Here is a 21714-nt window from a genome sequence, read left to right on the forward strand (position 1 = left end):
AGGTGGATGCTTGAAGTGAGTTTTGCTCCTTCGTCACAAAAACTCTAGGTGGATGCTTACAGAAGTGAGTTTTGCTCCTTCGTCACAAAAACTCTAGGTGGATGCTTACGAAGTGAGTTTTTGCTCCTTCGTCACAAAAACTCTAGGTGGATGCTTACGAAGTGAGTTTTTGCTCCTTCGTCACAAAAACTCTAGGTGGATGCTTACGAAGTGAGTTTTTGCTCCTTCGTCACAAAAACTCTAGGTGGATGCTTACGAAGTGAGTTTTTGCTCCTTCGTCACAAAAACTCTAGGTGGATGCTTACGAAGTGAGTTTTGCTCCTTCGTCACAAAAACTCTAGGTGGATGCTTACAGAGTGAGTTTTGCTCCTTCGTCACAAAAACTCTAGGTGGATGCTTACAGTGAGTTTTGCTCCTTCGTCACAAAAACTCTAGGTGGATGCTTACAGTGGGTTTTGCTCCTTCGTCACAAAAACTCTAGGTGGATGCTTGAGTGAGTTTTGCTCCTTCGTCACAAAAACTCTAGGTGGATGCTTACGAAGTGAGTTTTTGCTCCTTCGTCACAAAAACTCTAGGTGGATGCTTACGAAGTGAGTTTTTGCTCCTTCGTCACAAAAACTCTTAGGAGGGGCGAAATGCCGGCTTATACCCCGATGATACAGCAGTACCTCGCCATCAAGGAAGAGGCGAAGGATGCCTTTCTGTTTTTCCGGCTGGGCGACTTTTATGAAATGTTTTTCGACGATGCGGTGGCAGCTTCACGGGAGCTTGAAATTACGCTGACCGGACGCGAGGGAGGCGGCGAGTCGCGCATTCCGATGTGCGGCGTCCCTTACCATTCCGCGGAAGGATACATAGCCAGATTAATCGAAAAAGGATACAAAGTCGCGATTTGCGAACAAGTCGAGGATCCTTCGGCGGCCAAAGGCGTCGTTCGCCGCGAGATTGTCCGGGTCATTACACCCGGGACGGTAATGGAGACGAAATCCATTACCGAGAAAGCGAATAATTTTATTGTATCCGTCTCCGGCCTTGAGGGAGCTTACGGAGTCGCGTCCTGCGATCTGACAACGGGGGAGCTGTATGTGACGTCCTTCCCGGCAGGTCTTGATATGCTGACAGATGAAATCAACGTCTATCATCCGGTTGAAATAGTCGGCGATGCTGCATTGCTTGAGCTGCTTAAGCCTGCGGCGGCCGCATGGAACAGACCTGTACTGTTCACGCCGCGTGAACCTATGGACCCGGAGCGTCTCAGCGGGCAGTTCGACGGGCAGGAACTGGATACGCTAGATCCGGCACGCTACCGGGCGGTAAGCCTGCTGACCGGCTATCTGGACGAAACGCAAAAGCGATCGCTCGGTCATTTACGCCGGGTTCGCGTTTATGAACCTAATCAATTCATGATACTCGATCCGTTCACCCGCCGTAATCTGGAACTGGTGGAAACGGTGCAAAGCCGCAGCAAAAAAGGTTCGCTTCTGTGGCTGCTTGACCGGACGCGCACTTCGATGGGGGCGCGGATGCTCCGCCGCTGGATCGACAAGCCGCTATTGTCGAAGCCGGCTATCGACGAACGGCTGGAAGCGGTAGAAAAGCTGCACGCCAATTTTATCCTTCGCGACGAATTGCGGCGCGAGCTTAGTGAAATATACGATCTGGAACGGCTTGTCGGGAGGGTTGCCTTCGGCAGCGCGAACGGCCGCGATTTGAACGCGCTGAAATCCTCGCTCCAGCACGTTCCGGCGCTTGCTGAGCTATGTTCGGATTCGGATTCGGCGACGCTATGGAAGCTGGTCGACGGCGTTGACAGCTGCGCGGACCTTGCGGCCATGATTGAAACGGTTATTGTCGAGGATCCGCCTGTATCGGTACGAGAAGGCGGACTTATCAAGGCGGGATACGACACATACCTGGACGAGCTCCGCGAGGCGAGCGTGAACGGCAAGAAATGGCTTGCCGAGCTGGAGCGCCGCGAGCGTGAGGCAACGGGAATCAAGTCGCTCAAGATCGGTTACAACAAAGTGTTCGGTTATTACCTTGAAGTGTCCAAAGCGAGCATATCGATGCTGCCTGAAGGCCGCTATGAGCGTAAACAAACGCTTGCCAATGCGGAGAGGTATGTAACGCCTGAGCTGAAAGAAAAGGAACGGCTCATTTTGGAAGCGGAAGAGAAGATGGTAGACCTCGAATATGCCCGTTTTCTTGAGCTGCGCGATCATTTATCCGCTCATCTGCACAGGCTGCAAAAGCTGGGTGAAACGATTGCGGCTCTAGACGTCTTCCAGTCGCTTGCTACAGTAAGCTCCGAGCAGCGTTATGTGAAGCCGGCCATCACCGAAAGCTACGATCTTATCGTGGAAGACGGCCGCCATCCTGTCGTGGAAGCCGTTATCGAAGGAACGCCTTTTATTGCGAACGGAACGTCGCTTACGAAGGAAGGGGCTTCGATGCTGCTCATCACAGGACCGAATATGGCGGGCAAAAGCACCTATATGCGTCAAGTGGCGCTGATCGGTATCATGGCGCAAATCGGCTGCTTCGTTCCGGCAAAGCTGGCGGTAATACCTCTCATCGACCGGATTTTCACCCGCATCGGCGCAGCCGACGATCTGATCGGCGGTCAAAGCACCTTCATGGTCGAGATGAAGGACATTCAGACGATGACCGATAAAGCGACGCCGCAAAGCCTTGTCATCATCGACGAGCTCGGACGAGGCACATCGACGGGCGAAGGGATGGCGATCGCCCAGGCGGTAATCGAGTTCGTGCATCACGAGGTCGGCTGCAAAGCTCTCGTGTCCACGCATTTTCACGAGCTGGCCCATCTTGAAGATACGCTTCCTTCACTGGCCAACGTATGTATGGCGGTGCAGGAGACCGGCGACAATGTGACCTTCCTGCGCAAGCTGGTTCCAGGTGCGGCAAGCACCAGCTACGGGATTTATTGCGCGCAGCTGGCGGGATTGCCGGGAAGTATTATCACACGCGCTTACTCGCTGCTGGAATCGCTAGACGGGCAGGAAGGCGGCGGTTCGGTTCCCGTTCGTAACCCCTCCGCTAACGGCCGAAACGGGATTTCCTCATTCGCCGGCATGCAGGAGGCGGCGGCTTCCCGCGAGCCGCTGCCCGGACAAGCCTTGGAAGCGGCAGACGACGCACCAGCCAAGATAAAGGATTCCGTCACTGCCGCGATTGCTATAGCCGAACAAGCAGAGGCGTATGCCAGGCAAGGGAGCGCCCCCGAAAAAGCGGAAGCAGCCGCAGTGACTCCGAATCAGAAGGCGGAGGTAGTGCAGTTGTCCATCTTCGGCGAAGCTGTGCCTGAAAGCAATAAGAGCCGCAGGGCGAACCCGAAGGCGGAGCAATTGGCCGATCAATTGAAACGGCTTGACCTCTTTAATATGACGCCATTGCAGGCGATGCAATGGTTGAATGATATGAAGCTGAAGCTTGCCGAGGATAAAGCATAGGCACAGCTTATGAAGAAAGGAGGAGAGATAATGGGCAAAATCCGGGTGTTGGACGAGCAGCTGGCCAATCAGATTGCGGCCGGTGAAGTGGTGGAGCGGCCGTCGTCGGTTGTGAAGGAGCTGGTCGAGAATGCGGTTGACGCTGGCAGCACGACCGTCGACATCGTCATCGAAGAGGGCGGTTTGACGCTGATCCGCGTTGCGGATAACGGCTCGGGCATCGCCGCCGAAGACGTGGGAACGGCATTCTTCCGTCACGCCACGAGCAAGATTTCATCCGGAAGCGATTTGTTCCGGATTGCAAGCCTTGGCTTCCGGGGCGAAGCGCTGCCGAGTATTGCCGCTGTCGCTCGTGTGGAATGCGTCAGCTCATCGGAAACCTCGGGACTCGGGCGGCGCCTCGTAATCGAAGGGGGAACCGTCCATAAGAACGAGGAATGCAGCGCGCCTCAAGGAACCGATATTGCGGTTCGCGACCTGTTTTACAATACGCCTGCAAGACTTAAATATATGAAGACAATCCAGACGGAGATCGGCCATATTGCCGATTATGTCAATCGTCTTGCGCTTGCTCATCCGGGCATCGCTTTTACGCTAAAGCATAACGGAGGGCTGCTGCTGCGTACGCTTGGCAGCGGGGACCGGCTGCAGACCTTCGCAGCGATATACGGCACTCAGGCGGCTAAGGCGATGCTTCCGGTTGAAGGCGAACACCCCGACTATGAGCTTACGGGGTTTATTTCCAAACCGGAGCAAACCCGGGCGAACCGGAACGGTATAACGGTCGTCGTCAACGGGCGGTACATAAGAAGCTTTGTTATTAATCAAGCTATTCTGCAGGCCTACCATACCCTGCTGCCGATCAACCGTTTTCCGCTTGCAGTGCTGGAAATCGGCATGCATCCGAGCCTGCTTGATGTCAATGTCCACCCCTCGAAAATGGAAGTCCGGTTCAGCAAAGAAACCGAACTGCGCCAGTTTATCGAGGAGTCAGTCGAGCGCGCGCTCGGCAGGGAGCGTCATATACCGGGGCCGGCTTCATCCGAGCGCTCCAAGCCGGTATTTATTCAGGACCGCATCTCCTTCCACCGGCCTGAATCGTCATTTCCGCCGCCTGCTGCCGGCGGCTCTACCGGCGGCGGAAGCAGCTCCTCTCGGCAAGGGGGCGGACGAACACAGCCGGATTGGCAGAACGGCAGAACCGCGATACCAAGGGATGCAACGGAGCGGCTGTATGCGCCGCCGCCTTCTGCGATTGACAGCGGCAGTGCGGTTCGTGAAACCGCGGCAGGGGCGCTGTTCGAAATCAACCGGGCCGAGCCGCGCGATTTCTCGGTCAGCGAGCGGACCGAGGGAACGGGCGGAGGATCAGAGGAACAGTCTGTGGAAACCGGCGGTGTACATTCGCCGGACATGAATCAACCAAACGGGGAAATCCGGGCTATGAAGCAGGAACCGCAGACCGGTGACCGGAATGACATCAATTATAGTGAATCGGCGGCAGACCGGTCTGCGGCTTCTTTCCCGGAGCTTTACTGGATCGGCCAGCTGCACGGCACCTACATAGTCGCTCAGAACGAGGACGGACTGTATTTGATCGATCAGCACGCGGCGCACGAGCGTATTCACTATGAATACTTTTACGAGAAATTCGGCAAGCCCCAGCAAGCGAGCCAGCAGCTGCTTGTGCCATTCACCCTGGAATATACGGCGTCGGAAGCTGCGCTGCTTAGGGACCGGCTGCGGGTCTTGGAGGAAGCCGGAGTCGAGCTTGAACCGTTCGGTTCGGGCGCGTTTCTCGTACGCGCTTACCCCGAATGGCTTCCCGCGGGAGACGAGCAGGCGGTTGTTCAGGAAATGGTGGAATGGCTGCTGGGCGAGAAGGGAAGCGTCGATATCGGCAAGCTCCGCGAGAAATCGGCGATAATGTGCTCATGTAAAGCTTCGATTAAAGCAAATGACAGGCTTACGCGGGAAGAAGCTGAAGGACTGCTGCAGCGGCTTGCGGCATGCGCTCAGCCATATACATGTCCGCACGGAAGACCGATCGTCGTTCATATGTCGACCTACCAATTGGAAAAAATGTTTAAGCGGGTGATGTCATGATCGTCACCACACCGCATAAACCGTCGCCCGAGCTCCTGGAGTATGCCAGCAAGCTGTCCGCGGAGCTCGGCGGTCGTTTTGTCCCCCGCAAGCAGGAATCGCTTACCGGGCTGAGGCTCCGCTACGGGGATGAGAGGCTGCTGGTTGCGGACGATCGCGGACTGCGTTATTATGAAGAATCGGATAACCCGCTGTATTTTCACCCAAGCATGGCATATGTCAGGGTGAAGCGGCTGCGCAGAGGCGAACGCGATCCACTGATAGACCTGAGCGGCTGCAAGCCCGGGGATCATGTACTGGATTGCACCGCAGGACTCGGTTCGGATGCGATCGTTTTCTCATACGCAGTCGGACCGGAAGGCCGAGTAACTGCTCTGGAGAGCGAGCCGGTATTGTTCGCCGTCGTACGCGAGGGACTGCGTTCCTATGAAACGATGCATAGCGATGTCAATGAAGCGTTCCGCCGGATTGAGATGCAGCACGCCGACCACAGGAGCTGGCTTGCTTCACAGCCGGACAAGAGCGTCGATATCGTTTACTTCGATCCGATGTTCCGCCAGCCGATGCACGACTCCTCGGCAATCGGCCCGCTGCGCGGCCTTGCCAATCGTGAGCCGCTCGATCCTGAATCGGTTCGTCATGCGGCCCGCGTTGCGCGGAAATCCGTCGTGCTCAAGGAACATAAGGACAGCGGGGAATTCGAGCGTCTCGGCTTTGAACGCCGGCATGCGAACAAAATTGCCTATGGAGTGATCACGCCGTTATGAGCGCCGGACAAAACGAGACATCAAAGCCGCGGCTGCTCGTGCTTATCGGGCCGACTGCCATCGGGAAAACAAGAATGAGTCTCGAAATCGCCAAAGCATGGAACGCTGAAATCATTTCGGGGGATTCCATGCAGGTATATAAAGGGATGGATATTGGAACAGCCAAAATCAGAGAAGAAGAGCGCGAGGGTATTCCGCATCATCTTATCGATATTTGCGAGCCCGATTATCCGTTCTCCGTAGCCGAGTTTCAAGAGCGGTGCGGCGAGCTTATCCGGGATATTACAGCGCGGGGCAAGCTGCCCTTCATCGTTGGCGGCACAGGCCTTTACGTGGAGTCCGTCGCTTACGGGTACGAATTTCCCGATAGCGGCTCGGATGAAGCATATCGCGAGGAGCAGCTCCAGTACGCTGCGGAATACGGCGCGGAGGCGCTTCATGAGAAGCTTCGGGCTGTCGATCCGGAGTCAGCACAGCGTCTTCATCCTAACGATCAGCGCCGTGTTATCCGCGCATTGGAAGTGCATCATTTGACGGGCATGACGTTGTCGGCGCAGCTGGCCGGGCAGAAAAAAACGTCCCCCTACGAACTTTGTATAATCGGGCTCAGCATGGAACGACAGGCTCTGTACGACCGCATTAATAAGCGGGTCGATGCCATGATCGAGGAAGGGCTCGTTGAAGAAGTGAGGCGTCTGCTAGGCAGCGGAGTTTCGGGGGATTGCGTCGCGATGCAGGGGCTGGGCTACAAGGAGATCGCGCTCTTTTTAAAACAGCAATTGCCGCTGGAGGATGCGGTTGAATTGCTCAAACGGGATACACGGAGATTTGCGAAAAGACAGCTTTCGTGGTTCAGAAGGATGCATGATATCGTCTGGGTCGAATCTTCTGAAAATTTTCACAAGAATTTGCTTTTGATTCATGCTATAATAGCAGGAAAGTTTAGAGTGGATCTTGAATATCCTACTAACCAATCTTTTTAACGATGGGGGTAACGGCCAATGAACAAATCAATCAACATTCAGGATACGTTTCTGAACCAACTGCGCAAAGACAGCATCCCGGTTACGGTATATTTGACCAATGGTTTTCAAATTCGCGGCGTCATTAGAGCATTTGACAATTTTACGATTGTCATTGACAGCGAAGGTCGTCAACAAATGGTATACAAGCATGCCATTTCCACCTTTACCCCACAGCGTAATGTATCGCTTATTCAAGAACAGAACAATAACGAGGCGTAACGGCTGCCGTCACGATTCGAAACCTTTTTAAGCCCGGTTACGTTTAATTGAATAGCGGCACGAAAGAGCAACCCGCCCGCGTGCAGGTTGTTCTTTGCGTTACCAGGCCTTTCCTGGTTTCAATCCGGCCGCTGCCGTTTACTCATATAAGTATATAAACAGAAAGCGGGAGGTAACTCGCTTTAAGTAGGAGGGGAGCCGGCTATGGCTGATGGACCGCGCACCAAGAAAAGTCGGGTAACTAAGAAAGGCAAGAAAAAGTTCAGCGGGCGCAAAGCGCTCGTCTGGTTGTTCTTCACCGCTGCTATAGCAGTCATTTGCGGCATTATCGGATATTTATTGATTATATTAAACGGAGAGCGGATTCTTGCCGACAATCAGGATAAATTCGATCTGCCGGAAGCCACTACGTTGTATGACTCAGGCGGTCATGAAGTGACCAAGCTGTATGTTCAGAACCGGGAAAATGTGGAGTTTGCCCAAATTCCGCCACTGATGCGGGATGCGTTTATTGCAACGGAGGACCGGCGTTTCGAGGAGCATTCGGGCATTGACCTTTGGTCGATTGGCCGGGCGATTGTGAAGGATGTCGTCTCCAGAAGCACCGCCGAGGGCGGAAGCACAATTACCCAGCAGCTCGCAAAAAATCTGTTTTTGAATCAGGATAAAACCTTTTTCCGTAAGGCGACGGAGGCCTCAATCGCCGTTGCGCTTGAGCATAAGAAGACGAAAGACGAAATATTGACCATGTATTTGAACCGGATTTATTTCGGCAAGACGGCATACGGCGTCAAGGCGGCCGCCAAGGTGTACTTCAACAAGCCCCTAGACGAGCTTGAGCTTTGGCAGATTGCGACGCTGGCAGCTATTCCGAAAGCGCCGAGCACCTATAATCCGATAAGCAATCCGGAGAATTCGAAGCAGCGCCGGGCCGTTGTACTCCAGCTCATGTACGATCAGAAATATATCACCAAGGAACAGATGGACCAAGCGAAAGCTGTTGATTACAATCCGGATTTGAGTTCTCCGAACACTCAGCAGTACCCTGCTTTCGTCGATTATGTGATCAATGAAGCGGAGAGCAGGACGGGACTAAGCGAGGAGCAGCTGCGAAGCGGCGGCTACAAAATATTCACAACGCTTAATACCAAAGCGCAATCGGTCATGGAAAAAGAATTCGCCGACGATAAAAATTTCGAAAAAAGCGTGGATGACCAGCAGGTCCAAGGAGCAATGATCATAGTCGACCATCGCGACGGAAACATTCAAGGCCTAGTGGGCGGACGCGATTACGTCAAAAAAGGCTTGAACCGGGTTCTTGTTCCAAGGCAGCCGGGCTCGGGCTTCAAGCCGGTCACCGTTTACGGCCCGGCAATCGATTCCGGCGACTGGTTTCCTTGGTCGATTGTGCAGGATGAGCTGAAGTGCTACGGCAGTTATTGTCCGCGCGATTCGAATGCAGTCAAATATCTTGGGCCAATTACGATCAGGCAGTCCATTAAAGAATCCCGAAACGCTTCCGCTGTATGGCTGCTGAATGAAATCGGCGTGAATACTGGCTTGAAATTTGCAGAAAAGCTGGGATTTCACCTCGATGATAAGAAAGACCGGAACCTTTCGATTGCGCTTGGCGGTCTGACTAGAGGCGTTACGCCGCTGCAAATGGCGACTGCGTTCAGCGCATTTGCCAATGACGGGAAGTCGGTGGATCCGCATTCGGTTCTAAGTGTTATCGACACCAATGGCGAGACAATTTACAAGTATAACCCACCTACCCCGAAGCAGCTCATGAAACCGGAAACGGCTTATTACATGACTGATATAATGGAGGGTGTTTTGGAAAGAGGCGGTACAGGGACACAGGCGAGAATCGACCGTCCAGTGGCCGGAAAGACAGGTACGACCCAGCACGGCATTCCGGGTTACACCTCCAGCTATAACCGCGATGCGTGGTTTTCCGGTTATACCGCTGAATGGACCGGAGTCGTCTGGATGGGCTATGACAAGACGGATAAGAAGCACCTGCTGAAGAAAAGCAGCTCGCAATCTGCCGCCATGTTCGGAAAAGTCATGGAAGAAGCAATGAAGGGAATGCCCGTAGAGAATTTCAAGATCCCTAAAGGACTAGAGGAGCCTCCGGCCAGCATAAGTAACTTCAGTGCGGTATACGATGCGCAGAGCGCATCCGTAAAACTCGCATGGGACCCTGTGCAGGGTGAGGGAATGACGTATCGCGTTTACCGTAAGGAAGAGAGCGAACAAAAGTTTACCCGTCTCATGGACTCAATGGTTTCGACCGGAGTGGACGACATGAGCGTCGCCCCCGGCCTCAAGTATGACTACTATGTGACCGCCTATAATCCAAAGACACAGCTGGAAAGCGCGCCTTCCGCCCAATTGACGGTTGAAGTGCCGGCCGAACAGTTGACACCGGTTGTTCCTGGAGTGCCTGGCGACGGTACCGCTCCGGGCAACGGTGGACAAACGCCGGGCAACGGTGGCCAAACGCCGGGCAACGGTGGCCAAACGCCGGGCAACGGTGGCCAAACGCCGGGTGACGGCGGACAAACGCCGGGTAATGACGGACAAACGCCTGGTGACGGCGGACAAACGCCTGGTGACGGTGGACAAACGCCTGGCGACGGCGGACAAACGCCGGGAAGCAGTGGAGATCCCGGAAATACACCGCCCGCCGGAGACACGGCTCCGTCGGATGGAGGAGGACAAGGCTTACTTCCTGGCATCGTCGATCCATCCGGTAACGGCAGCAACGGGACCGGCGGCGGGTCTGATCAAGGAGGCGGCGGCAATAAGACGCCGCAGGACGGCGGCGGGCAACAGCCGGCAAATCCTAACGGAGGTTAAACTATCCCCCGAGTCGTGATTCAATCGTTTGCCATTGTGGCACAATAATTCCATAACGCTTGATTGCGGTCAGTCGGACGCATGGTCAAGATTCAAAAGGAGAGCGTAGCCGCTCTCCTTTTGTCCATATAGGAGGACTTGGTTTATTTTTGAAGCCTGCTGGAGATGGACGTTAAGTTGTGGTAAGCTTTTTTTATGATGTTGTCAATGCGATCCTAACGGAAAGGTCGTTCCGTATGAAACGAAAATTTTCTGACCGAGCCAATTGGCGCCGCATTCTGCGAAGAAGCTACACGTGCATGACGATGGACGGCGACGAGTTCAGAGGACTTGTGACGTTATATCGCATTCACGAGTTACGCGAACCGCTTTGGAAGGAATACAACGGCCGCAAGCTGTGCCTGGCCGATCGGGGTTATCTGTGGATGCAGCATTTTCCCCGGGGTGAACACTTTGTCGTGACGACGATGTTCGACGATAAGAACAGAGTTGTGCAGTGGTATATTGATATTTGCAAAACGCAAGGGCTGACGGATCAGCAGGTGCCCTGGTTTGACGATTTGTATCTCGACGTAGTGGTACTGCCGAGCGGCGAAGTTTTTCTTCTGGACGAGGACGAGTTGGAGGATGCCGTGCGGCAAGGTGTCGTTTCGAACAAGGACGCGGCGCTAGCCCGCAAAACGGCGGGAAGACTGCTCTCCGCGATTCGCAACGGCCGGTTCCGTTATTTCACGCTGAGCTTGAAGCACCGCAAGGCGCTCGCCGGGCCCAACGGAGAAGTAAGCGAATCATGACTGCCGCCTCAAATGTGAAAATACGTTCCAAGAAGCGATCCCGCAAACGATTCCGTCCGTTTAAGCTGCTGCTGCGGATCGCTGCTTGGGCAGCGGCTTTTGCCGTTTTCTGGAGTGCCTATTTGCTCTGGATCATAAACAGCTACGAATTGCCGAAACCGCTTCCCAAGGCGGATGCGGCGATTGTGCTGGGAGCGGCACTCTGGAACAACCAGCCAAGCCCCGGCCTTCGTGAACGGCTGGATTACGGTCTTAAATTGTACAAACAGGGCAGCGTCAAGCACCTTATTTTGAGCGGAGGGCACGACCACAACGGATCCACGATTTCCGAAGCGGAAGGGATGCGCAATTATTTAGTCGCTCGCGGCGTTCCGAAAGACCGGCTGGTGCTGGAGAATGACGCCCGGAGCACGTATGAAAATTTACTGTTCAGCAAGCCTCTTGCCAAGAAATACGGCTGGAAAAGCTTAGTTATTGTTACTCATGATTACCATGCGCCCAGAGCGGCCGATATCGCGAAATATCTTGGTTATACGAAAACCAAGGTGCTGGGCTTTAAGTCTCAAGTGCTTTCAGTGGCAAAAAATCAAACCAGAGAAGTGCTGGCATTCACCAAATGGGAACTGGATTCGATATTGCTGCGGGCCGGTTTGCAGCCTCCGGATAAACCCTTTTGAAACTGTTGCCTCAAGTTGTCCTTGAAAACTGTTAATAAGCTTGGTTTCGATAGAATACAATGGATCAAACGGCGCATGCGTGCACGTCGGCTCCTGTATCCCGCTTTACGCATGGGCGCCAGAATAAGCGGATGCGAAGGATAGGTGATCGGGCAGATGAACGAGCGTGTCGTATCAACAGGACAGACGGGCAGCGCAAGGCCGTCGCGGCAAATTAACGTGGTGCTGCGCAGTCAAGAGCCTTATGCGTCCACAAGTTCGGCGCAGGCGCTGGACAGCGAACCTTCAGCCGCAGCGGTTAAGCCTTCCACTGCCGTTAATGACCTGTACTCGGAGATCCAACTCGAGCTCGAACCGATGGTCGGGCTCGAGAATGTCAAACTGCTCGTCTATGAAATTTTCGCTTTGCTCCAAATAAGCAAAATGCGCACAGATGCGGGACTTTCCGGAGGCTCGCATGTTTACCATATGATTTTCAAGGGCAACCCCGGCACAGGGAAAACGACAATCGCCCGTATCGTGGCTAAGCTGTTCAATAAAATGGGAGTGCTCTCGAAGGGGCATCTCATTGAAGTGGAACGAGCCGACCTCGTCGGCGAGTACATTGGCCACACCGCGCAAAAAACGCGCGATCTCGTGCGAAAAGCGCTCGGAGGAGTGCTTTTTGTGGACGAAGCGTACAGCCTTGCGCGCGGCGGGGAGAAAGACTTCGGCAAGGAAGCGATCGATACGCTTGTCAAAGCAATGGAGGACCACCGCAATCAGTTCGTGCTTATACTTGCGGGGTACCCGCTGGAGATAGAACATTTCTTGCTGACAAATCCGGGGCTGCCGTCGCGGTTTCCAATCCAGATCGATTTCGCCGACTACTCCGTCGACCAGCTTGTCCAAATCGCGGAATTAATGGCGAAGGACCGGGACTACACTTTGATGCCGCAGTCGCTGTTCAAGCTGCGTCAGCACCTGATGCAGGAGAAGACGGCCTCTTTGTATTCATTCAGCAATGCGCGTTATGTGCGCAACGCAATTGAGAAAGCGTTCCGCCATCAGGCGGTCCGACTGTTGAACCAATATCCGAACGGGTCGCCTGGAAGACAGGAGCTGATGGCGATCCGTCCGGAGGATCTGAAATGGGAAAATAAACAGATATAGAAAGGAGTACCTCACAAGCTATGCGACAAACAACTTACGATACGGATACTGATTTGCACGATCGCGCAGTGCTTGTCAGTCTTGTGACGCCGGAGGTTAAGAGAGGCTCAGCCGACCCGGAGCATTCGCTGCAGGAACTCGTCAATCTGGCGGAGACGGCCGGCGTGGAAGTTCTGACTACGATGACGCAAAACAAGGAAGCCCGCGACACCAAATGGTTTATCGGCAAAGGCAAAGTGGAAGAGCTGAAGGCGTTGACGGAAGAGCTTGGCGCCACCACCGCCATATTCGATCAGGAACTCTCCGGCGCCCAGGTACGCAATTTGGAGGAAGCGCTTGATTTGAAAATCATTGACCGGACGCAGCTCATCCTTGACATCTTCGCACAGCGTGCAAAGACCCGCGAGGGCATTATCCAGGTCGAATTAGCGCAGCTCAGCTATCTGCTGCCGCGATTGTCCGGCCACGGCAAGAACCTGTCCAGGCTGGGCGGCGGGATCGGAACACGCGGGCCCGGCGAAACGAAGCTCGAAACCGACCGCCGTCATATCCGGGACCGGATCTCCGACTTGAAGTCGGTGCTGGACGAGGTTGTTCGCCACCGTACGCTTCACCGCGAGCGCCGGCGTAAATCCGGCGTACAGCAGGTCGCCCTGGTCGGATATACCAACGCCGGTAAATCGACGCTGCTTCGCGAGCTGACGAGCGCGGATGTGTACGTGGAAAACCAACTTTTTGCAACACTTGATCCGACATCCCGCAATCTTGAGCTTCCAAGCGGCAAAGAAGTCATTTTGACAGACACGGTCGGATTTATTCAAAACCTGCCGCACGACCTGGTAGCGGCTTTCCGTGCGACGCTGGAAGAGGTGTGCGAAGCCGATCTCGTGCTGCATGTGGTGGACAGCTCATCGCCGATGCGCGATGAGCAAATGGCCGTCGTCGACAAGATACTCGGCGATCTCGGGGCGTCGGACAAGCCGCAATTGACGATATATAATAAAATTGACTTATTCAATGCGGACGGCTCGGATCTAATGCCGGCAAACGGTCAAGACACGCTTGTCATAAGCGCATTTAATGCCGGTGATCTTCTTCGACTTCGAGAGACGATCCAGAATAAACTGTCGGGGGATACGAGAACCTTCGTCCTTCCTGCCGAGCGGGGCGATTTGATCGCGCTTGCTTATCGGACGGGAGAAGTGACTCACCAGGAGATCGACGGCGATTCGCTGCTTTTGACTGTGGAATTAAACAAGCAGGATTATGAAGTGCATGGCTATAAGCTGGAAGCCTACATTAAACAGCAATAGACCTCATGCATGCGATTCGTTAACAGAGGAGAGACAGAAGGCTGTGGCGCTGCAGGAGAATGGAATTTGGGGGATGCTTGTGAAATGGGCGGAAGCCGCTGAAGAGCAGGTATATGGCGTGTTCCGCGCGGTTGATTCTGTTTCTGAGCGGAATCAGTGGAAGGTCATCCGCGCTTTTCAGAAGCATCGGGTAAGCGATTATCATTTTAACGGTTCGACCGGTTACGGCTACAACGACCGAGGCCGGGAAGTGCTTGATCTGGTCTATGCCGACGTGTTCGGGGCTCAGGCAGCGCTGGTTAGACCGCATTTCGTATCCGGTACGCATACAATAGGCTGTGCGCTGTTCGGTCTGCTTCGGCCCGGCGACGAGCTGCTGTATATAACGGGAAGGCCGTACGATACGCTGCATAAAGTAATTGGTAAGCCTGGCGACGGCACAGGGTCTTTGCAGGATTTCGGAATCCGTTATGCAGAAGCGCCGCTTGCGGTGGATGGTTCTGTTGACTGGGAAGCCGTCGAATCACGAATGACGGAGAGAACCAAGGTTGTCGGAATACAGCGCTCTCGCGGCTACGATTGGCGTTCATCGTATAGCGTCGCTCAAATCGGCGAGATGGTTAAGCGTGTCAAAGCGCTGAAGCCCGATGTTTTCGTATTTGTCGATAACTGCTACGGCGAATTCACCGAAGAGGCGGAACCGACAGAGGTCGGCGTTGATTTAATCGCGGGTTCGCTCATCAAAAATCCCGGTGGAGGATTGGCGCCGACTGGCGGCTATGTTGCGGGAACGAAGGAAGCGGTTGAGCTGACTGCCTACCGATTGACGGCGCCGGGAATCGGCGGCGAGGTCGGCGCTACGCTCGGCACGCTTCGCGCCATGTTCCAAGGACTGTTCCTGTCGCCGCACCTGGTCGGACAAGCGCTGAAAGGGAGCGTCTTCGCCTCAGCGATGTTTGAGAATCTTGGATTCGAGACGAATCCGCGCTGGGACGAGCCTCGAACCGATCTGATTCAAGCGGTGAGATTCGCTGAAAGCGGTCAGTTGATCGCCTTCGTTCAAGGGATCCAGCGCGCGGCGGCGGTTGACGCACATGTCGTGCCTGAACCGTGGGACATGCCCGGATACGAGCATCCGGTCATTATGGCAGCGGGCACCTTCATGCAGGGGGGCAGCTTGGAGCTATCAGCAGATGCTCCGATACGCGAGCCGTACATCGCTTATATGCAGGGCGGACTCACTTATTCGCACGTCAAATACGGTGTTCTGAATGCTTTATCCACGCTTGCAGAACGAGAGTTGATTGTAATTAAACCTTACACAACTTGACATGTTTTTGGCAGAGCGGTACAATAGGGCATATATCAGAAACTGGAAGGTGCGATGCGACATGGGTGACGAAATACGCAGAAATATGGCGCTTTTTCCGATCGGCATCGTCATGAAGTTAACCGACTTGACCGCGCGTCAAATCCGTTACTACGAGCAGCATGAATTGATTGTTCCGGCTCGTACGGCAGGCAATCAGCGGCTGTTTTCGTTCAACGATGTGGAGAGGCTTTTAGAAATTAAATCGCTTATCGAGAAGGGTGTCAACATCGCCGGCATCAAGCAAGTTATGAATCCGGTTTCCAAAGAATCGGAAGAGGCGACTGTTCTGAGCGAGCAATCGGAGGTTAAGCGCCGCGAGCTTTCCGACGCTCAGCTGCACCGTTTGCTGAAGCAGCAATTACTGGAGAAGAGGCCGGGCAAAGCCTCGATGATTCAAGGCCAGCTGTCCCGTTTCTATAACAAAAAGTAATCAGCCTTCCATTACCTTACTTCAAAGGAGATGATTCCGTGAGCTACACCAAATACAACAAAGAGGATATCCTTCGTATTGCACAGGAACAGAACGTTCGTTTTATCCGTCTGCAGTTCACCGATTTGCTCGGAACGATTAAAAACGTGGAGATTCCGGTAAGTCAGCTGGAGAAAGCGTTGGATAACAAAATGATGTTCGACGGCTCGTCCATTGAAGGTTACGTACGGATTGAAGAGTCCGATATGTATTTGTATCCGGATTTAGATACATGGGTTGTTTTCCCTTGGGTGACACAGGATCGAGTTGCTCGCTTGATTTGCGACATTTATATGCCTGACGGTACGCCGTTTGCCGGTGATCCGCGCGGCATTCTAAAGCGTGCCCTGAAGGAAGCCGAGGAACTTGGATTTAGCGCAATGAACGTGGGACCGGAACCGGAGTTTTTCCTGTTCAAGACTGATGATAAAGGCGAACCGACGACCGAGCTTAACGACCAGGGCGGTTACTTTGACCTTGCGCCGATGGATCTCGGCGAGAACTGCCGCCGCGAGATCGTTCTGACGCTTGAGGAAATGGGATTTGAAATTGAAGCTTCACATCATGAGGTTGCACCGGGCCAGCATGAAATCGATTTTAAATATGCGAATGCCATTAAAGCGGCCGATCAAATCCAGACCTTTAAGCTTGTTGTTAAGACGGTCGCCCGTCAGCACGGCTTACATGCTACATTTATGCCCAAACCGCTTTTTGGCGTCAACGGGTCTGGCATGCACTGCCACATTTCGCTGTTCCGCGGTCAAGAGAACGCCTTCTATGATGAGAGCGACAAGGCCGGCTTAAGCCACACGGCACGTTATTATATGGCCGGTGTTCTTCGCCATGCCCGCGCATTCGCAGCAATTACCAACCCGACGGTCAATTCCTATAAGCGTCTGGTTCCCGGTTATGAGGCGCCTTGCTATGTCGCTTGGTCGGCAAGCAACCGCAGTCCAATGATCCGAATTCCTGCCTCCCGCGGTCTCAGCACCCGTATCGAGGTGCGCAACCCTGACCCTGCCGCCAATCCGTATCTGGCTTTGGCCGTCATGCTTAGGGCAGGTCTTGACGGAATCCAGAATAAGCTTCCACTTCCGGCTCCAACGGATCGCAATGTATATATCATGACTGAGGAAGAGCGGATCGATGAAGGCATACCTAGCTTGCCCGAGAATCTTAAGGATGCAATCGATGAAATGCTTCGCGACGAAGTCATCTGCGATGCACTCGGCGATCACGCGCTTGCTCATTTCTTTGAACTGAAAGAAATTGAGTGGGACATGTACCGGACCCAGGTTCACCAATGGGAACGGGACCAATACTTGACACTGTATTAGAGAGCTATTACTGACATTAACATTACGTAAACTTCGGTTAATGAACATACAGGTGACAAAAAAACTGCCAAGCTGTCTGGAAACAGACCGATTGGCAGTTTTTTAATACTCAGAACTATAAATTCGATTTATAGCTTTCACTTTGCCTATTCCGTGCGAATATAATGCATCATATTAAGATAACGGGGGAGTTCAGATGGGGAGGAATGCTGCTGGAGTGCAATCTTTCGGACTGTCCGGCGATATCTTACTGCGGGTGGCGGCACAGATGCTGCCCTTTTACCGCAAGATAGCCTTTAATAAAACATTCGCCGATGCTTGGTCAAAGGCTGTCCGAGAACTTGATCTGGATACGATGGAGCAAGCGTTCAAATCTGCTTCCCCTTCCGCTCCGGTTGACGGTTTATCGGTAAACGGTATCGGATATTTCATCGATTTCCGGCTTCCGAAGCCGGTGATTCAATATACGAACGGGACCGCCCTTCAGCTGGGTAAAGCACGATTTGAATTTTCTACACCGATTCATCGATCGATAGCGAGGGCTGTCTTACCATTGTACCGGGCATTATCACGCTTTTCAGCCTACGCTTCGGCCGTTGCTGCCGCAATCCGCCGCAAAGATTCGAGATCTCTTCAAAGGTTGATCAGCGTGAGAGTGAGGACAAAGGCGCTTCAATCCGTCAAAATTAAATACTCCGGTATTAACCTTGAGTTTAAATATAAAAGCAGTAAATTGGCCTATAACAATATGTTATACCGCGAATCGTCGATTTCCGGCATTTGATCGAAAGATGGCAAGAGGGGCTGCGGCATTCGCCAAAACGGCAGTGCGGCAGCCCCTCTATTGTTAAGTATTCAAAAAGCGGTTTAGTGAATATCGCGGAAAAGGCCGATGACTTTGCCTAATATGGTGACGTTACGTAGTCGTATCGGATCCATTGTCGAGTTCTCAGGCTGCAGCCGGATATGGTCTCTCTCCCGGTAAAATGTCTTAACCGTGGCTTCGTCGTCCTCCGTCATGGCGACGACGATATCACCGTTAATTGCGGAAGGTTGTTGGCGTACGATGACATAATCGCCGTCATGAATGCCGGCGTCAATCATGCTTTCACCGATGACGTTAAGGATAAAGACATTATGGTCGCCTACTTTGCTTGCCGGAAGAGGGAAATACTCCTCAATGTTCTCTGTCGCCGTAATCGGGACACCGGCTGTAACTTTACCGACTACAGGAACCTTCGCAACCGCGAGCGGGAATGGAAGCTCGTTGTCGTCCTGATCTAATATTTCGATCGCTCTTGGCTTCGTCGGGTCACGACGGATCAGTCCTTTTTTCTCCAGGCGGTCCAGATGCCCGTGTACGGTAGAACTTGAAGCAAGTCCGACCGCTTCGCCGATTTCCCGTACGGACGGCGGATAGCCTTTCTCCCGTACTTCCGTCTTGATAAATTCAAGTATCGCCTGCTGGCGGTTGGATAGTTTCGACACGAGAATCACTCCAAATGTTTCATTTGTGTCAAATTATAACACAGAACCGGAGTTCGTACAAACATAAGTTCGAGAAACAAGGGTTCGTATTTTTGGGGCTGAATTCGCTTCTTCGTATGGCGCGAATGTTTACGAACAAATGTTCCAAAAAGCTGTTGACTGCAAACGAATGTTCGTGTTATTCTGATTTCAGCAAGAATAGAACAAACGTTTGGGGTGTTGGGGAATGATAACAACAATATCTTCGTACTCTACTAATTATAAAGGATCTAGCGATAAGGTTGTGCGCAAACGTTCGTGGGCGGATCGCCGTTTCGAACGGGTGGTCGTGAGACTGGCTGCAGCATCGTTGCTGTTCGTTATTCTGTTCACAGGATTTACTTTAATGAAGAGTGATGCTAGCGGTGAACATCTCGCAGAACCGGCAGCGGGTGAGAAAGTGATTTACATAAGCCCGGGCGATACGCTTTGGAGTATTGCCGGCGGGTTACGTAAGGAAGGGGAAGATTTGCGGCGAATAATTTACGATTTGAAGGAACGCAACAATCTCTCCTCAAGCACTCTAAAGGCGGGGCAACTATTAATCATTCCGGCGGACTACTAGTCCGCTTTTTTTTATTTCCATAGTGTTCGGATATCCTCTCTGCCTTGACAATGCAGGTCTGAAAATGTCAAAGTAAAAGATGGAATGTTGGCACAAATATTGAGAGGAGCGTAATGGTTTTGGAGAAGCTGATCGCACGTATTAACGAGCTTTCACGTAAAAACAAGACGGTCGGTTTGACGCCCGAAGAGCTTGTCGAGCGCGATGCTCTGCGGCAAAAGTATTTGGATACCTTCAAGCAAAATTTCAAAAACCAGCTGGACACGATTAAATTCACAGAGGACGAGGACGACAACGACAACATCAAGCATTAATTCCGATGAGGTTAACGAGACTTCCGCCGGACACCGCGGGTTGTTGAAGATTGTCCAATAAGGAGGTATGACAGGTGCAGTATCGATTGTTGGGTAGAAGCGGCCTTGCCGTATCGCAGCTGTGTCTGGGTACGATGACGTTTGGCAACACGACAAGCGAGAGCGATTCCATTGAGATGATAGACCGTTTTTTCGAACGGGGCGGAAATTTTGTGGACACGGCAAATGTTTATGTATCCGGGCGTTCGGAGGAGATTGTGGGCAAAGCAATTAAAGACCGCCGCTCTGAGGTGGTACTTGCGACCAAGGTCCGTTTTCCGACTGCAGATCACCCGAACGGAGTCGGCGTTTCGCGCAAGCACATTATGGATTGCGTCGAAGCGAGTTTGAAACGGCTGCAGACCGATTATATCGATTTATATCAGGTTCATGTATGGGATCACGCGACTCCGATCGAGGAAACGATCCGTGCGCTTGACGACCTGGTCACGACAGGGAAAGTCCGTTATATCGGATGCTCGAATTTTTTTGCTTGGCAGCTCATGAAGTCGCTGGCCTGCAGCGATGCTAACCGATATGTTCGTTTTATATCGGTACAGCCGCAGTACAGCTTGGTCAGCCGTGAAATGGACCGTGAGATGATGTCGCTTTGTTTGGAAGAGAATGTAGGCGTCATTCCATGGGCTCCGCTTGGCGGCGGTTTCTTGACGGGACGTTATACAAGGGAGGAGCCGACATACGGCCGTCTAACGACCAAGATGGGAGAGAGTTCATGGGGGGTCCGCGGCACCGAACGCAACTTTTCCATCCTGAGCGCCGTACTTGAAGCTGCCAAGGAACTGGAGAAGACACCCGCCCAAGTTTCCCTCAGCTGGCTTCTTCAGCGTGAAGGCATTACATCGCCTATATTCGGAGCAAGCACGCTTGAGCAGTTTGAAGACAACATGGGGGCGATCGGATGGAACATGCCCGAGCCGGTATGGAACCGCTTGAATGAAGCGAGCTCGCTTCCGTCCGAATATCCGAACAGGTTCATCGCTAAATTCGCAAGGCCGTTTTGAATGAGTGGAATATAGCGCTTACGATATGAATAATGCTCCAATTGCCGGTGCAATATTCAGCTATGCTTACGAAGTAAGTTTTGCTCCGCAAAACTTTGCTTATGCTTACGATGTGAATATTGCTGGCGCAATATTCTGAGGGGGAACAATCGTGTCAAGATCTTGGGAACGCAAAATACAGAAAAATCAGAGTCAGCTAAACAAGCAGCGCAAGAAGCAGGGGATAGCGCCATTATCGGTCAGCAAGTCAACAAGCCATCCGGTGGAGACTTTCAAAGGAAGAAGCCTGCTAATGCCGTCTTTCCTGCTGTTGTTCACCTTGTTTTACGTCATAATCAATCTTACCGGCGGTGCGTATAAGCAGGCGGGTTATATGTTCTGGATAACGATCGGGTGCTATATTTTGCTTGCGGTTCTGTTTATTATGCGCCGTCCGTACCTGTCGATCGGTAAGGATTTCGTTCGCTCACGCCGTTTCGGAGGCGACCGGACGCTGTATGTCAGTTCAATTAAAGGCATTACGGTGTCGAAGGGCAATGTCCTGATTGAGCAGCCCAAGGGCGGCAGCTGGATGTTCTCCCGGTTCATTAACCGTTATCCGACCGATATGATGGCAGAGCGGCTGCGTGCATTTGCAAGCAGCAATCAAATTCCGTTTACGGAGAAATAAAGCGACTG

The 21714-nt window shown here is 52.8% G+C and carries 19 protein-coding genes; 18 read left to right on the plus strand and 1 reads right to left on the minus strand.

What is annotated here, in order from left to right; all coding sequences use genetic code 11:
- Positions 1 to 635: 635 nt before the first annotated feature.
- From mutS to KZ483_RS13445, 14 genes are all read left to right on the plus strand, one after another.
- Positions 636 to 3473 carry a DNA mismatch repair protein MutS gene (mutS, locus tag KZ483_RS13380; RefSeq protein WP_220353136.1) on the plus strand — a complete coding sequence of 946 codons (2838 nt, stop codon included), beginning with the start codon at positions 636 to 638 and terminating at the stop codon, positions 3471 to 3473.
- Positions 3474 to 3503: 30 nt separating this feature from the next.
- The gene (mutL, locus tag KZ483_RS13385) at positions 3504 to 5579 is read left to right on the plus strand and encodes a DNA mismatch repair endonuclease MutL (protein ID WP_220353137.1); all 2076 of its coding nucleotides are present in this window, start codon (positions 3504 to 3506) and stop codon (positions 5577 to 5579) included.
- Positions 5576 to 6346: a class I SAM-dependent methyltransferase gene (locus tag KZ483_RS13390; protein WP_220353138.1), complete on the plus strand. Its 771-nt coding sequence runs from the start codon at positions 5576 to 5578 to the stop codon at positions 6344 to 6346. Before mutL ends, KZ483_RS13390 begins: the two co-directional genes overlap by 4 nt.
- On the plus strand, positions 6343 to 7329 hold the full coding sequence (gene miaA, locus KZ483_RS13395; protein WP_220353139.1) for a tRNA (adenosine(37)-N6)-dimethylallyltransferase MiaA: 987 nt from the start codon (positions 6343 to 6345) through the stop codon (positions 7327 to 7329). The genes KZ483_RS13390 and miaA overlap by 4 nt, the downstream gene beginning before the upstream one ends.
- A gap of 18 nt (positions 7330 to 7347) precedes the next feature.
- The gene (gene hfq / locus KZ483_RS13400) at positions 7348 to 7590 is read left to right on the plus strand and encodes an RNA chaperone Hfq (protein ID WP_220353140.1); all 243 of its coding nucleotides are present in this window, start codon (positions 7348 to 7350) and stop codon (positions 7588 to 7590) included.
- Positions 7591 to 7794: 204 nt separating this feature from the next.
- Positions 7795 to 10455, plus strand: coding sequence for a PBP1A family penicillin-binding protein (locus KZ483_RS13405; protein ID WP_220353141.1), 2661 nt, complete (start codon positions 7795 to 7797; stop codon positions 10453 to 10455).
- 236 nt (positions 10456 to 10691) lie between these two features.
- Positions 10692 to 11249 carry a ribonuclease FAU-1 family protein gene (locus KZ483_RS13410; RefSeq protein ID WP_220353142.1) on the plus strand — a complete coding sequence of 186 codons (558 nt, stop codon included), beginning with the start codon at positions 10692 to 10694 and terminating at the stop codon, positions 11247 to 11249.
- Entirely contained in the window at positions 11246 to 11926 is a 681-nt protein-coding gene (locus KZ483_RS13415) for a YdcF family protein (protein ID WP_220353143.1), read from the plus strand. Before KZ483_RS13410 ends, KZ483_RS13415 begins: the two co-directional genes overlap by 4 nt.
- 156 nt (positions 11927 to 12082) lie before the next feature.
- The gene (locus tag KZ483_RS13420) at positions 12083 to 13078 is read left to right on the plus strand and encodes an AAA family ATPase (protein ID WP_220353144.1); all 996 of its coding nucleotides are present in this window, start codon (positions 12083 to 12085) and stop codon (positions 13076 to 13078) included.
- A 20-nt stretch (positions 13079 to 13098) separates the two neighbouring features.
- Positions 13099 to 14391 (plus strand): GTPase HflX, encoded by a 1293-nt coding sequence (hflX, locus tag KZ483_RS13425; RefSeq protein ID WP_220353145.1) that lies wholly within the window; start codon positions 13099 to 13101, stop codon positions 14389 to 14391.
- A 73-nt stretch (positions 14392 to 14464) separates the two neighbouring features.
- Entirely contained in the window at positions 14465 to 15721 is a 1257-nt protein-coding gene (locus tag KZ483_RS13430; RefSeq protein ID WP_220353431.1) for a methionine gamma-lyase family protein, read from the plus strand.
- 61 nt (positions 15722 to 15782) lie between these two features.
- Complete coding sequence (locus KZ483_RS13435) at positions 15783 to 16193, plus strand: MerR family transcriptional regulator (RefSeq protein ID WP_220353146.1); 411 nt, start codon at positions 15783 to 15785, stop codon at positions 16191 to 16193.
- Between the two features lie 38 nt (positions 16194 to 16231).
- On the plus strand, positions 16232 to 17569 hold the full coding sequence (glnA, locus tag KZ483_RS13440; protein ID WP_220353147.1) for a type I glutamate--ammonia ligase: 1338 nt from the start codon (positions 16232 to 16234) through the stop codon (positions 17567 to 17569).
- A gap of 196 nt (positions 17570 to 17765) precedes the next feature.
- The gene (locus tag KZ483_RS13445) at positions 17766 to 18353 is read left to right on the plus strand and encodes a hypothetical protein (RefSeq protein WP_220353148.1); all 588 of its coding nucleotides are present in this window, start codon (positions 17766 to 17768) and stop codon (positions 18351 to 18353) included.
- Between the two features lie 83 nt (positions 18354 to 18436).
- On the opposite strand, the gene lexA is transcribed toward KZ483_RS13445, so the two are convergent.
- Positions 18437 to 19057, minus strand: coding sequence for a transcriptional repressor LexA (gene lexA, locus KZ483_RS13450; RefSeq protein ID WP_220353149.1), 621 nt, complete (start codon positions 19055 to 19057; stop codon positions 18437 to 18439).
- 226 nt (positions 19058 to 19283) lie between these two features.
- Here lexA and KZ483_RS13455 point away from each other — a divergent pair, with 226 nt between their 5' ends.
- The 4 genes from KZ483_RS13455 (at position 19284) to KZ483_RS13470 (ending at position 21706) form a co-directional block, all read left to right on the plus strand.
- Entirely contained in the window at positions 19284 to 19661 is a 378-nt protein-coding gene (locus tag KZ483_RS13455; RefSeq protein WP_220353150.1) for a LysM peptidoglycan-binding domain-containing protein, read from the plus strand.
- Positions 19662 to 19774: 113 nt separating this feature from the next.
- Complete coding sequence (locus tag KZ483_RS13460) at positions 19775 to 19975, plus strand: DUF896 domain-containing protein (protein WP_220353151.1); 201 nt, start codon at positions 19775 to 19777, stop codon at positions 19973 to 19975.
- A gap of 74 nt (positions 19976 to 20049) precedes the next feature.
- Complete coding sequence (locus tag KZ483_RS13465; RefSeq protein WP_220353152.1) at positions 20050 to 21036, plus strand: aldo/keto reductase; 987 nt, start codon at positions 20050 to 20052, stop codon at positions 21034 to 21036.
- A 151-nt stretch (positions 21037 to 21187) separates the two neighbouring features.
- The gene (locus tag KZ483_RS13470; protein WP_220353153.1) at positions 21188 to 21706 is read left to right on the plus strand and encodes a hypothetical protein; all 519 of its coding nucleotides are present in this window, start codon (positions 21188 to 21190) and stop codon (positions 21704 to 21706) included.
- The last annotated feature ends 8 nt before the right edge of the window (positions 21707 to 21714 follow it).

This window comes from Paenibacillus sp. sptzw28 (assembly GCF_019550795.1).
Lineage (GTDB): Bacteria > Bacillota > Bacilli > Paenibacillales > Paenibacillaceae > Paenibacillus_Z.

Excerpts from the sequence above, each read along its gene's own strand:
- mutS (WP_220353136.1), top strand. The coding sequence starts at position 636 with ATGCCGGCTTATACCCCGATGATACAGCAGTACCTCGCCATCAAGGAA.
- mutL (WP_220353137.1), top strand. The coding sequence starts at position 3,504 with ATGGGCAAAATCCGGGTGTTGGACGAGCAGCTGGCCAATCAGATTGCG.
- KZ483_RS13390 (WP_220353138.1), top strand. The coding sequence starts at position 5,576 with ATGATCGTCACCACACCGCATAAACCGTCGCCCGAGCTCCTGGAGTAT.
- miaA (WP_220353139.1), top strand. The coding sequence starts at position 6,343 with ATGAGCGCCGGACAAAACGAGACATCAAAGCCGCGGCTGCTCGTGCTT.
- hfq (WP_220353140.1), top strand. The coding sequence starts at position 7,348 with ATGAACAAATCAATCAACATTCAGGATACGTTTCTGAACCAACTGCGC.
- KZ483_RS13405 (WP_220353141.1), top strand. The coding sequence starts at position 7,795 with ATGGCTGATGGACCGCGCACCAAGAAAAGTCGGGTAACTAAGAAAGGC.
- KZ483_RS13410 (WP_220353142.1), top strand. The coding sequence starts at position 10,692 with ATGAAACGAAAATTTTCTGACCGAGCCAATTGGCGCCGCATTCTGCGA.
- KZ483_RS13415 (WP_220353143.1), top strand. The coding sequence starts at position 11,246 with ATGACTGCCGCCTCAAATGTGAAAATACGTTCCAAGAAGCGATCCCGC.
- KZ483_RS13420 (WP_220353144.1), top strand. The coding sequence starts at position 12,083 with ATGAACGAGCGTGTCGTATCAACAGGACAGACGGGCAGCGCAAGGCCG.
- hflX (WP_220353145.1), top strand. The coding sequence starts at position 13,099 with ATGCGACAAACAACTTACGATACGGATACTGATTTGCACGATCGCGCA.
- KZ483_RS13430 (WP_220353431.1), top strand. The coding sequence starts at position 14,465 with ATGCTTGTGAAATGGGCGGAAGCCGCTGAAGAGCAGGTATATGGCGTG.
- KZ483_RS13435 (WP_220353146.1), top strand. The coding sequence starts at position 15,783 with ATGGGTGACGAAATACGCAGAAATATGGCGCTTTTTCCGATCGGCATC.
- KZ483_RS13445 (WP_220353148.1), top strand. The coding sequence starts at position 17,766 with ATGGGGAGGAATGCTGCTGGAGTGCAATCTTTCGGACTGTCCGGCGAT.
- KZ483_RS13455 (WP_220353150.1), top strand. The coding sequence starts at position 19,284 with ATGATAACAACAATATCTTCGTACTCTACTAATTATAAAGGATCTAGC.
- KZ483_RS13460 (WP_220353151.1), top strand. The coding sequence starts at position 19,775 with ATGGTTTTGGAGAAGCTGATCGCACGTATTAACGAGCTTTCACGTAAA.